The organism is Ancylomarina sp., from assembly GCF_041555295.1.
Taxonomy (GTDB): domain Bacteria; phylum Bacteroidota; class Bacteroidia; order Bacteroidales; family Marinifilaceae; genus Ancylomarina.
Genome location: NZ_JBFFKR010000100.1, coordinates 1 through 11,649 on the forward strand (window position 1 = coordinate 1; position 11,649 = coordinate 11,649).

Sequence of the window (11,649 nt, forward strand, 5' to 3'; positions counted from 1 at the left end):
ACTGAAGATCAATTAATCTCAATTGAATCTGAAACTGTTGAAATCGTAAAGCAAGCAAAAAATCAAGCTTGGAAAACCTTTATCACTCCAGTTAAAAAAGAACGTGATGAGTTAGTCGAGTTGGTAAAAGCATCAGCCTGTAATTGCAAAAAAACTGAGCGTATCGATGCAATTGTGAATGACCTGAAGAAGATTATTCATCCAATTAGAAAAGATAATGTCAGTTCTGCAAAAAAGATTTTACGTCACATATGTAGTTCTTGTTCAACATTTAAGCCCTTAAAATCACAACTTCAGCAGTGGTTAAAGGATACTATTTCCGAAAATCACGAACGTTATAGTTCACATTTATATAGCGAAACAGACAAGCAAATATCTAATATACCAGCGGTTAAACCAATATATTCCGATAGTTCTAAAACTGTAACGGGTCGAGAAATCCTTCGTGATAATTTTGATCAGCTTTTCAGCAAATATCCCTTATTATTAACTTTTGGTGAAGACACTGGTTTTATTGGTGGTGTCAACCAGAGTATGGAAGGCATGCAAGAAAAGTATGGTGAATTAAGAGTTTCTGACACAGGAATTCGGGAGGCTACAATTCTTGGACAAGGAATTGGTTTAGCTATGCGTGGTTTACGCCCAATCGCCGAAATTCAATATTTCGATTACCTTTTGTACGCTATACAAACCATGAGTGACGACTTGGCAACCTTACAATACAGAACTAAGGGTGGACAAAAGGCTCCAGTAATCATTCGAACACGAGGACACCGTCTTGAAGGGATTTGGCATTCAGGTTCTCCTCTGAGTATGGTCATCAATTCGATACGAGGCATACATGTTTGTGTACCACGTAATATGACAAAAGCTGCAGGATTATATAACACCCTTATGGAAGCCGATGAGCCAGCTTTGGTAATTGAGCCACTAAATGGTTACAGACTTAAGGAGAAGATGCCTGATAACCTTGCAGAGTTTAAAACACCACTTGGTATTCCTGAAATTTTAGAAGAAGGCACTGATATTACTCTGGTAACTTATGGGGCATGTGTGAAAATTGCAGAAGATGCAGTCAAACAACTTAAAGAGTTTAATATTTCAGTTGAACTTATTGATGTACAAACTCTTTTACCTTTCGATGTTAATCATATGATAGCTGACTCGATGAAGAAAACCAATCGCGTTATCTTCTTCGACGAAGATGTTCCTGGTGGAGCAACAGCATTTATGATGCAAAAAGTTCTTGAAGAACAAAAAGCTTATTTTCATCTGGATGCTGAGCCACGCACCATAACTGCAAAGGATCACCGTCCTGCATATGGAACAGATGGTGATTATTTCTCAAACCCGAATGCTGAAGATGTTTTTGAAATCATTTACGACATAATGAGGGAAAGTGAGCCAGATAAATTCACACCGATTTATAAAGTATAAGAGATTTAAATAATTCACACAAAAGGACGCTGATTATAATAATCAACGTCCTTTTGAGTTTTAAATCCATTAATCTATTCTTTTTGACCTACAAAATTGGGAACAAGCTCTTAACAAAAAAATATTTTCACTAATTTTAGCCAATAGAACAAAAACATTAAAATGGATAAATCCAAAATCAAATCTCTTCTAATTAAGGCTATTAGTAATAAATTTTCCATTAGTTTACTGATATTCTTCTTTTGGTTGTTCTTTTTCGATCAACACTCCATATGGGAACGTAAAGAGTATAAGAGTAAAATTGAAGCTCTAAGCAAAGAAAAGGAATACTATCTAACTAAGATTAAAAAAGATAAAAACAGAATACATGAGCTAAAAACCAATCGAGAAAATTTAGAGAAATTTGCTCGAGAACAATATCTCATGAAAAAGGAAAATGAAGATATTTTTATAATAATTGAAAAGGAATAGTGAAAACTATTCCTTTTTTTTGTACTTTACAGTATATCCCAAAGCATATCTTTCATCTGAAACTAATAAAACACCATATCGTATAATAAGTAGACGTTTTTTATAAACAGACCTTACCTTAGCCTCTGATTTGAGATTTATTTGAGATTATTCTATATACTTAAGAAATCCTAGCCATGTTACCTAAAAAACGAGAGAGTGCTGACCTGGAAAAGAAGAAAAGTCTATTCTTTGAAGTTGGACTAGCCATAGCCCTTTTATTGGTATTAATTGCATTTAAGTGGCGTGTTCAAATTAAAGATACTGTAGATATAACCAACCCTCAGGAACTTACCGAATTAGAGGAAATTGTTCCTATAACAAGACAAGAACCCGAAAGACCAAAAGTAAAACCACCTGTTCAAATCAAATTACAAGATGTGATTACCATCGTTGAAAATGATTCGAAAGCAGATCCCAATTTAATAATCGAAGAAGAAGATATTAATCAAAATACTGAAATTGATATTAGTCCTCCCGAGGAAGTCATATATGATACCGAGATTGAAGATGAAACTGAGATTTTTGTTGTGGTTGAAGAAATGCCTATTTTCCGTCCTGATATTTGCAAGACTATGGCAGAAGGTAATATTGAACTGAATAAGCATATTCAGAAAAGCATTAAATATCCTGTTCTTGCGCAAGAAAATGGAATTTCAGGCCGTGTTTTTGTGAGATTTGTTGTTGGAAGAGATGGCAAAGTCAAAAATGCAGAAATTCTTAGGGGAATTGACCCATCTCTTGATCAAGAAGCATTAAGAGTAATTAATAACTTACCTGCTTTTGCTCCAGGCAAACAAAGAGGCGTTCCTGTACAAGTTACCTACTCAGCGTCAATCAATTTTGTACTTCAATAATTCGGATTTAACTAAAACTTAAAAAGCATGGATTTATATCCATGCTTTTCTTTTATCCTAATGTGTTCTCTCGTAGTCTCTATATATTTCAAGTAATTCCTTTGCTGAATAAATACCTTTAGTAGCAATACCTAAATCTTTAAGTAACAGTTTAGCACTTACAATAACACTTTCTTCTTCCATAAACTGTTCATGAACATTGTTCAGATATTTTAAAACTTTGAAGGCATTAAATGCACCAAAGAATTTCTTTCTAAAAGCATCAATGGAAGCACAGTTTCGATTGATCTCATCTAAAGATTCGAAGAAATTATCCTCCTTCAGGTAACTTCTTACTGGTCCAGGTAGTTCAACAATTAGTTTATTAATAAAGGTATCTTGGTCAACGCCAAAGAAATCATCTACATTATCAAATAAAATTTTTAAATCCCTGAAGGCTGCATAATTATAGTTTTTATAATTACTGATTCCTTCATTCAAAAAAGTAGACATTGCTTTCCCTGTTCCAAAAGGGACACGATCTGATGTACGAGGCGAAGGAATAACACGAGTATGCTTAATCTCATAGAACTTACCTAAAGCAATAATCTTTTGTAGGAAATAAAAATCTTCGCCAGCCTGACGACGATTCATCCCACCTTGTTTTATATATGCTTCAGCTGAAACAGAAAAACTAGAACCTACGGTATGATAGGCATGTGGATGACCAGAAAATCGCATAGCAAGCATATAATAGCGTAAATACAATTCATACTGAGCGATGGAATTATAGATTAATTCACTGAACTCATTCCCTTCAAGTGGGTGCTCATAAAATATATTTACTCCGTTTGCCTTAGGATACTTTTTAAATAACATTTCAATTTCAGTAAAATAGTTGGCATCACATGAAGAATCCGCATCATACCCCGTAATAATCCCATTAGACTTACCTATTTTATTAAAACGACTCACAGCCTCATCCATAGCTATTTTACGAGCTAATCCGACACCAGCGGTTTTTTTTGGTAAACTAGGCTGATGAATCAAAAAGAATTTCAATTTTTCATCCTCATGCAACGACATCCACTCTTGAGCATCAGCAATCGTTTTAGCATTTTGACTTAAGACTTCATCTGAAGCTTGCTCACCCGAATTGACAATTACAATAACTTCCACTTTAAAATTAGGTCGATCGCAGAGCCACAGAGCCTTTAAACTTGAAACTAAGTCGGGTTCGTCAAAGCATGGAATTGTAACAACTAGTCCCAAATTATCTGGCACATCGCTACTTATATAATCAGGGAAGACTTGCTGCTTTTTTAGATATTTATCTGCGAAACTCATTAATCTACTTTGTAAGTTTTATACTGGTATTACATTCAATGGTGACATAAATAAAAAGTCATCACCAGGCACAAAGATAAAAAAAGGGCAGAAAGCTATCAGCCTCTGCCCTTTTATTCAATACTTTTTGATCTTATTTCTTATATCTGGCATTTAAACCATCAATAATATCTTTAGTAATGTCCAAACCATTAGCAGAATGTAGTACTGTTCCACCTTTAGTTGTGCTAATAATCAAGCTAAACTTATGCTTAGCATTATATAATTCCAAATAGTTTGTAACACTATCGAATAAACGCTTAGAGTTATCATTTTGCTCGGCCATCAGTTCAGAACTCAACTTTCTGTCAAGCTGATCCAAGTTTTGCTTCTTCTCCATCAAGTCTCTTTGTGCACTTTCTGCACGCTCTCGGTTTAAGAAACCTTTGTTTTGCAATTTGCGTTGAAAATCAACGGCTTCTTTCTCTAATTTGTGAGCTTTGAAGTTAAAATCAGTTCTAGAATCTTCTTGTTTCTTAAGAAACTGCTCATTCAAATTGACAGAAAAATTATAATTTGATAATAATGAATCAGTGTTTACATAGACAACAGCACCTTCTCCAGCAACGGTTTTAACTTCAGTTTTGCTCTCGCCTGAGAAATGTAAAAAGAATAAAATTCCAACAGCAATAATTAAAACTGCATTTAGAACAATGGATAAATTTTTCATGTTTTCTAGTTTGATTTTAAATTGCCAACCTGAAAAGAGAAACCCTAATCAGGAAAATTTGCCAAAAAATAAATTTCTTTTGAAATTTCTTCTTAGACGAATAGTAGCGTATATTAATTGATTTAGGTACTTATTTTAGGCAATTCAAATTTGATAAAAATCTTGGGATCTACTCCGCTTTTGAATTAAGCCTAGCAAATATAAGTTTTTAATGAGAATGGAAAAATTTCTGAGATATATTTTTCCTTTGATAGTGAAAAATGACAGTTTATTCAAAATCAATCGAAATTGCTGATAAACGTCATTCTTTTTATTTCTCATCATGTCTACATTTAGCCAACAATAAACCCAAGATTAACCCTTAAAACCACAAGACATGTTTAATAAAATGATAGCAGCGACCCTGCCATTTATGCCAAAGAGAGTAGTTTGGTTATTTTCCAAAAGATATATTGCTGGAGAAACAATTGATGATGCGATAAAAGCTTCACTCGACTTAAATGCTCAAGGCATAAAAGTTACTGTCGATCTTTTAGGTGAATTTATTGAAGATTTGAGCCAAGCGACAGAAAATAAGGATGCCTATCTGGATATTATTGAAGCTTTTGAAAAAAATAAGATTGATGGTAACTATTCTGTAAAACCAACTTTTTTTGGCTTATTAATCGATCCTGAGGTTTGTTATGAAAACATCAGAACAGTAGTTGCCAAAGCTGCTGAATACAACAATTTTGTTAGAATCGACATGGAGGATTCACCATGTGTAGATCTGGAAATTGAGATGTACAGACGTTTAAGAAAAGAATTTCCAAAAAATGTAGGCTTAGTAGTACAATCATATCTAAAACGTACATATAGCGATCTGGAAAATATGTTGGATATGAAAAATGGAACAGCACTTAACTACCGATTGTGTAAAGGTATTTATGTAGAGCCTGCTGAGGTTGCTTACAAGAAATATGAAGAGATCAATGAGAACTATATCAAAGATCTTGATTTCATGTTAAAGAATGATATTTATCCTGGTATCGCTACCCATGATAAGAATTTGATTCAGCCAGCGTATGACTTAATAGAAAAGTACAATGTGCCTAAGGACAAGTATGAATTTCAGATGTTGTATGGTGTAACTCCAGAATTAAGACAATCAATACTTGACAAAGGACACACAATGAGAGTATATGTTCCATTTGGAAAAGATTGGTTTGGGTATTCAACTCGTAGACTTAAGGAAAATCCGAAAATGGCCATGCTGATTATAAAAGCACTTTTCAGTAGAGGATAAGACAAACAAAAAGCGGTAATTTCTCACCGCTTTTTTTTATTCATTTTTTACGCCATACTTATACATTTGCTGAAGAATTTTAACTTCTGAATCTGTAACAATTGCTTCAGATATTTTCATCTTCCTCTTTCGTTTCAACCTTTTCAACTCAGGTAAGGTTCGTGTCGTACTAGGTCCTACAGTCATTTCAGTAGGAACCATGGTTTTGTTTTCGATAGCTACAACATGATTCCTAATGAGCAAATCGGTATTTGCTTTAGCGTCCATTGTAGTGGGTCTTGTTGTTAAAGCCTCATAAGTTGCCGAATTGACATTATTTTTAGCTCTAACATACTCTGGAGTGTTTACCTTAGCATTCATAAATGCTTCCTTAAAGTCACCGAACCTAGGTAGAATCAAAACCTCTTGAAGTGCAATAGTGTCCTTAGCAAGAAACACCCCAAATAGATAATCATCTTGTTTCAAACTATCACTTACAATAACTTTTACATCATGATAACCAACAAATGAATATTGAATGGTATCACCAGAATTTACCCAGAAAGAAAATCGTCCATATTCATTAGTCGTACCACCTCGTTCTTTGTTCACTCTAAAATGAGCATACGGCAAGCCCTTCAAGTCAACCTGATCCATAACAGCTCCCGTAAAAAATATAGAATCCAGATTATATCTCTGAGCTTTGGTTTCTTTCGCTAAAATGAAAGTAAAAATTATAACACAACACAATATTAATTTTCTCATAAGGCAAGGTATTTCGGTCTAAAATTCATTTATAACAAGATCTTCGAGTTTTCGTTTGGGCACATGGTGCACTCCTTTTTCGTCTCTCCAATACTTTATATCATCATTTTTCATTTCTTCAATAACGACTTCTTCTTTTGGCTTACCTAAAGCCACCACCTGAATTATTGAATAATCATCAGAGACATTCAATAATTCTCTGAGGTTCTTTTCTTTGAAAGCCCTAAGAATACATCCCCCAAAACCACTTTCCACAGCACCTAGTAACAAATTCTGCACCGCTATCCCATCATCACAAAAGTAATTCTTGCTCAATCGCTCATCATTCAACATGATAACATAGGCCACTGGCTGCTCACCCTCAACGGGTCCATCCCAATCACTCAAATAACCCGCCCAAGCCAAATTCTCAAAGATTCGCTTACACAATTCTTGATCTGTCACAGTCAAATATCTTAAACTCTGGGCATTCCTACCAGAAGCTCCTAGTCGAGCCAAATCTATCCATTGTCGTAATAGAGCTTTCCCAATAAGTTCATTTTGATAGAAACGGCGATAACTTCTATTTTTTAATACTAATTCCTTTAACATTCGAATCTTGTCTTATTATACGGTTGAAAATATCAATTAGATACACTTTACTCAGAAAATCAAATCTCATTTAAGCTCTTTTTAAGGTAAGGATTATATTAGCTTCCATCAAGAGTTGAATTCAATTTAAAACGAAATAAGTAAGCGGGTACTTTTGACACGCCTTTGAATTAACTAATTAACTAAAAATTATTATAAGTGAGCACAAATCTAAAATAAAAAAGCTGCTACACATGTAACAGCTCAGTTTTAAACATAAATTAAACTCATCATAAATTCTCAAATCGACTTTCAATCAACTCCCAATCAATCAACTCCCAAAAATTCTCAATATACTTGGGTCTGGCATTTTGAGTATCCAGATAATAAGCATGCTCCCATACATCAAGAGTCATTATTGGCTTTAAATTATCGCAGAGGGGATTTGCAGCATTTGAAGTTTTCACTATACTAAGTTTATTATTCATATCAGCAACGAGCCAAACCCAACCTGAACCGAAAAGAGTCGCTCCTGCTTTCGAAAATTCTTCTTTAAACTTTTCAAATGTCCCGAACGTATAAACTATGGCATCGTATAATTTATTTCTTGGCTTACCACCACCTCTAGGCTTAAGAGCCATGAAATAGAAAGTATGATTGAAAACCTGAGCTGCATTATTAAAAATACCACCGTCTGATTTAAGAATAATATCAACCAGTTCGGCATTTTCGAATGAAGTTCCTTCAATCAAATTGTTTAAATTATTGACGTAAGCTTGATGATGTTTTCCGTAATGAAACTCGAGAGTTCGTTCAGAAATAAGGGGTTCCAATGCATCTAGAGCATAAGGTAATTTTGGAAGTTCATGTTTCATAACTTTGTTTATTTGATTTACTCTAATTTCACCAAAATTCTTGAACCAGGCAAAAAAAAGATCGACTTTCGAATAAATTCAAAAGTCGATCCCAAAATCAAAAAAACAATAAACAAAACTAATCCTGAAAGCGCTTTAACGCTTCCTCCCAATTAATAACTTCAAAAAATTCTGAAATATAATCGGGTCTTCTATTTTGAAACTTTAAATAGTAAGCATGTTCCCATACATCCAATCCTAAAATTGGAGTTCCTTTTACTTCCGCATCATCCATTAAAGGATTATCTTGATTAGGTGTAGAGCATATTTTCAAACTACCATCAGATAGTTTTACTAACCAAGCCCAGCCTGACCCAAAACGAGTAGCTGCAGCTTTTGAAAACTTCTCCTTAAACTGCTCAAAACCACCAAAAGTGTCATTAATAGCTTTTTGCAATTCTCCAGTAGGCTCTCCGCCTCCATTAGATGACATTAATTTCCAAAACAAATCGTGATTATAATAACCTCCACCATTATTTCTAATAGCAGCAGATTGTCTTGAAACACTAGCAAGAATTTCACCGATACATTTTCCGTCAAGATCAGTACCAGAAATTGCTGCATTTAAATTATTAGTATATCCAGCATGATGCTTCGAATGGTGAATCTCCATAGTTCGGGCATCAATATGTGGCTCTAGAGCATCATATGCATACGGTAATTTAGGTAATTCAAAACTCATATTCTAACAGTTTAAATCAGTAAAAGAAATTATTGAAAATGACTATTTTTATTTAATCTCGTTTTCAATAACAAAACAAATCTATATTATAAATAAATATCTTCCAAATATTTTAAGATAAATTTGTCTTTTATTTTCAATATTGGGCACAATCAACATTATTCATTATTATTATTGCCTTGATTAAAGAAACATAGGTGAACTTTTCTCTTATAATTTAAGAACATCCTCAAGTCAATTCTGTAATTTCGCAGCGAATTAAATCTAAAAAGTGAATAAGAAAATATTAGATATCGCCCTACCTAACATCATTAGTAACATCACCATCCCACTATTAGGGATAGTTGACTTGGTGCTGATGGGTCATTTAGGGAAAGTAGATTTTATTGGAGGAATTGCTTTAGGGGGTACCATTTTCAATTTTCTTTATTGGGGCTTTGCCTTTCTTCGAATGGGAACAAGTGGCATCACAGCCCAAGCCTATGGAGCTAGAAATTTAAGCGAAAGTGTTCTTTCACTCGGCCGAGCATTACTAGTAGCTGTTGCTGGAAGTGTTCTTATATTATTACTCCAAAAACCTATTGCTCTACTAAGCTTTAGTTACATCGACTCAGAAACTTCAGTAGAAAATATTGCCCTATCCTATTATAACATCCGAATTTGGGCAGCACCTGCTACAATATCCCTTTACGCATTAACAGGTTGGTTCATTGGCATGCAAAATTCGAAAATCCCCATGACCATAGCCATCATTTGTAATATCATCAACATCAGCTTATCAGCATTTTTTGTTTACGGCTTAAATTTAGATGCCCGGGGTGTGGCGCTGGGAACTGTAATTGCGCAATATTGTGGTCTTATTCTAGCCATCTTCTTTATTTGGCGATATTACCGCAAACTCTTTAAATACTGGAGCAATAAAGGCTTATTAAAGATTAAGGAATTAAAACACTTTGTTTTGATTAACAAAGACATCTTCATTAGAACACTTTGCATCATCTTTGTGTTCACTTTTTTCACGACTGAGTCGGCAAGTACCAATAAAACAATTCTGGCTGTCAATTCACTTCTGCTTCAATTCTTGTTTATATTTTCTTATCTGATGGATGGTTTTGCTTTTGCTGCTGAGGCTTTGGTTGGACGATTTGTGGGTGCTAAGAATCGCAAAAACTTCCTTACAACTGTTCGATTCCTATTTATTTGGGGATTGGGAATTAGCCTAATCTTCACGTTGCTGTATGCTTTTGGTGCCAATTGGATTCTTTCTCTTTTAACCAATAGCTCTGAAACCATAAACGCTGCCAGTCCTTATCTAAAATGGCTTATTTTGCTCCCTCTATTAAGCTTTGCTTCTTTCCTATACGATGGAATTTATATTGGTGCAACAGCATCGGTCTACATGCGAAAAACCATGATGGCAGCAACTCTACTTATCTTTGTTCCTGTATATTTCAGTCTAAAAGGAATTTTATTTAACCATGGTCTTTGGATTGCCATGTTATCGTTTATGCTTGCCCGTGGGATTTTACAAGCTCTATATTTTAGAAAAGCAGTATTGGTGAAATTCAAATAGCCTGTAGTAGAATGCTTAACCCTTTACCAATTGAGACTGAAACAATTTACTCAGAAGATCATCAATCACTTCAGTAATTCTATCTATTTCAAGATCGTCAATGTTTAAATGATCAGTCGCATTACCCAGTTTTCCTGCGACATACGAAAGCTGAATCACATCGGTATTCGACTCCAAACAAGCATACAATAAAGCAGCTCCATCCATACTAATGATCTCAGGGTAGTTTTTAATGTACATTTCTCCAATTTGAAAAAGACTTGCAGGAATGGTATTACTAGTCATACCGCTGACTTTTCGGAATGATGTCAGTATTTCAGAATAATCAGATGGATTTTCTAGAATCCCATCATTAAAAGGACTTTCATTTTGTGGAATCACTTCCAAATCGAATAAAGATTGGAAACCAGAGTCATAAGTAAAACCCAGATCGCCAAAATAATCGTCGATCACATTCACCAAACTCCCAACTTCAGATTTATCATTCAGGGCATAACATCTATCAAAGTGAATCACTAAATCGTAGCTTTTAAGCTGAATGGCTTTATTTATCCAATGACTAACGATACTCCCCCCATAACCTGATATTAGAATATCAAATTCATTTTCAGCCAATTGAAATCGAGCATAGTTTTTCCCATAATTATCAATCAATTGAAGTTGACTAATAAATTTTTGCAGGGAGGTAAAAGTGGGACTAACAATTAAAATATCCATATATGCAAGTACTTAGCAATAACAAAGCTTCCACAAATTTGCTTAATCGACAAAAAATATACTTAAATTTGCAAGCTTAAGCCAACAATTTGATAGGCCTAGTCATGAAAGGATATCATTTGAATTTTATCGAACGACAGTATTTAAACACAAATTATAAGATGGAATTTTCAATTAACGAAACGGAAAACAAAGGTTTCACAAAAATAGAAAAATTCAACCAGGAAACGACTGAGCAACTCATGTTTCATTACAATAAAGTATTGGAACTACTGGGCGAAGATGTGACGCGAGAAGGACTTGAAAAAACCCCGCTAAGAGTAGC

At 34.3% G+C, this 11,649-nt stretch carries 12 protein-coding genes; 5 read left to right on the forward strand and 7 right to left on the reverse strand.

All coding sequences use genetic code 11. From position 1 onward, the window contains the following. The 3 genes from ABY905_RS08855 to ABY905_RS08865 form a co-directional block, all read left to right on the forward strand. Window positions 1-1,437, forward strand: a 1,437-nt coding sequence (locus ABY905_RS08855) for an alpha-ketoacid dehydrogenase subunit beta (RefSeq protein ID WP_372642662.1), incomplete at its 5' end; no start/stop codon positions are given. A 162-nt stretch (window positions 1,438-1,599) separates the two neighbouring features. After that, window positions 1,600-1,908, forward strand: a complete 309-nt coding sequence (locus ABY905_RS08860; RefSeq protein ID WP_372642664.1) for a septum formation initiator family protein — start codon at window positions 1,600-1,602, stop codon at window positions 1,906-1,908. Between the two features lie 176 nt (window positions 1,909-2,084). Continuing rightward, the gene (locus ABY905_RS08865; RefSeq protein ID WP_372642666.1) at window positions 2,085-2,804 is read left to right on the forward strand and encodes an energy transducer TonB; all 720 of its coding nucleotides are present in this window, start codon (window positions 2,085-2,087) and stop codon (window positions 2,802-2,804) included. 57 nt (window positions 2,805-2,861) lie between these two features. Here the strand turns inward: ABY905_RS08865 and ABY905_RS08870 are convergent, their stop codons facing one another. Continuing rightward, complete coding sequence (locus ABY905_RS08870) at window positions 2,862-4,130, reverse strand: glycosyltransferase family 2 protein (protein WP_372642668.1); 1,269 nt, start codon at window positions 4,128-4,130, stop codon at window positions 2,862-2,864. Between the two features lie 133 nt (window positions 4,131-4,263). After that, the gene (locus ABY905_RS08875; RefSeq protein WP_372642670.1) at window positions 4,264-4,839 is read right to left on the reverse strand and encodes an OmpH family outer membrane protein; all 576 of its coding nucleotides are present in this window, start codon (window positions 4,837-4,839) and stop codon (window positions 4,264-4,266) included. Window positions 4,840-5,215: 376 nt separating this feature from the next. Between ABY905_RS08875 and ABY905_RS08880 the strand changes: the two genes are divergently transcribed. Next, window positions 5,216-6,124 carry a proline dehydrogenase family protein gene (locus ABY905_RS08880; protein ID WP_372642672.1) on the forward strand — a complete coding sequence of 303 codons (909 nt, stop codon included), beginning with the start codon at window positions 5,216-5,218 and terminating at the stop codon, window positions 6,122-6,124. 36 nt (window positions 6,125-6,160) lie between these two features. On the opposite strand, the gene ABY905_RS08885 is transcribed toward ABY905_RS08880, so the two are convergent. The 4 genes from ABY905_RS08885 to ABY905_RS08900 form a co-directional block, all read right to left on the reverse strand. After that, on the reverse strand, window positions 6,161-6,868 hold the full coding sequence (locus tag ABY905_RS08885) for a carboxypeptidase-like regulatory domain-containing protein (RefSeq protein ID WP_372642674.1): 708 nt from the start codon (window positions 6,866-6,868) through the stop codon (window positions 6,161-6,163). Between the two features lie 18 nt (window positions 6,869-6,886). Then, the gene (locus ABY905_RS08890; RefSeq protein ID WP_372642676.1) at window positions 6,887-7,459 is read right to left on the reverse strand and encodes a nitroreductase family protein; all 573 of its coding nucleotides are present in this window, start codon (window positions 7,457-7,459) and stop codon (window positions 6,887-6,889) included. A gap of 269 nt (window positions 7,460-7,728) precedes the next feature. Then, window positions 7,729-8,313 (reverse strand): superoxide dismutase, encoded by a 585-nt coding sequence (locus ABY905_RS08895; protein ID WP_372642678.1) that lies wholly within the window; start codon window positions 8,311-8,313, stop codon window positions 7,729-7,731. Between the two features lie 118 nt (window positions 8,314-8,431). Continuing rightward, entirely contained in the window at window positions 8,432-9,034 is a 603-nt protein-coding gene (locus tag ABY905_RS08900; protein ID WP_372642680.1) for a superoxide dismutase, read from the reverse strand. Window positions 9,035-9,305: 271 nt separating this feature from the next. Here ABY905_RS08900 and ABY905_RS08905 point away from each other — a divergent pair, with 271 nt between their 5' ends. Then, a complete protein-coding gene (locus tag ABY905_RS08905) occupies window positions 9,306-10,607 on the forward strand; it encodes an MATE family efflux transporter (protein WP_372642682.1) in 1,302 nt (433 codons plus the stop codon). Window positions 10,608-10,622: 15 nt separating this feature from the next. On the opposite strand, the gene ABY905_RS08910 is transcribed toward ABY905_RS08905, so the two are convergent. After that, on the reverse strand, window positions 10,623-11,324 hold the full coding sequence (locus tag ABY905_RS08910; RefSeq protein ID WP_372642684.1) for a hypothetical protein: 702 nt from the start codon (window positions 11,322-11,324) through the stop codon (window positions 10,623-10,625). Between the last annotated feature and the right edge of the window lie 325 nt (window positions 11,325-11,649).

Bases quoted from the DNA above. Each gene is read 5' to 3' on its own strand.
- ABY905_RS08860 (WP_372642664.1), top strand. From the start codon at position 1,600: ATGGATAAATCCAAAATCAAATCTCTTCTAATTAAGGCTATTAGTAAT.
- ABY905_RS08865 (WP_372642666.1), top strand. From the start codon at position 2,085: ATGTTACCTAAAAAACGAGAGAGTGCTGACCTGGAAAAGAAGAAAAGT.
- ABY905_RS08870 (WP_372642668.1), bottom strand. From the start codon at position 4,130: ATGAGTTTCGCAGATAAATATCTAAAAAAGCAGCAAGTCTTCCCTGAT.
- ABY905_RS08875 (WP_372642670.1), bottom strand. From the start codon at position 4,839: ATGAAAAATTTATCCATTGTTCTAAATGCAGTTTTAATTATTGCTGTT.
- ABY905_RS08880 (WP_372642672.1), top strand. From the start codon at position 5,216: ATGTTTAATAAAATGATAGCAGCGACCCTGCCATTTATGCCAAAGAGA.
- ABY905_RS08885 (WP_372642674.1), bottom strand. From the start codon at position 6,868: ATGAGAAAATTAATATTGTGTTGTGTTATAATTTTTACTTTCATTTTA.
- ABY905_RS08890 (WP_372642676.1), bottom strand. From the start codon at position 7,459: ATGTTAAAGGAATTAGTATTAAAAAATAGAAGTTATCGCCGTTTCTAT.
- ABY905_RS08895 (WP_372642678.1), bottom strand. From the start codon at position 8,313: ATGAAACATGAACTTCCAAAATTACCTTATGCTCTAGATGCATTGGAA.
- ABY905_RS08900 (WP_372642680.1), bottom strand. From the start codon at position 9,034: ATGAGTTTTGAATTACCTAAATTACCGTATGCATATGATGCTCTAGAG.
- ABY905_RS08910 (WP_372642684.1), bottom strand. From the start codon at position 11,324: ATGGATATTTTAATTGTTAGTCCCACTTTTACCTCCCTGCAAAAATTT.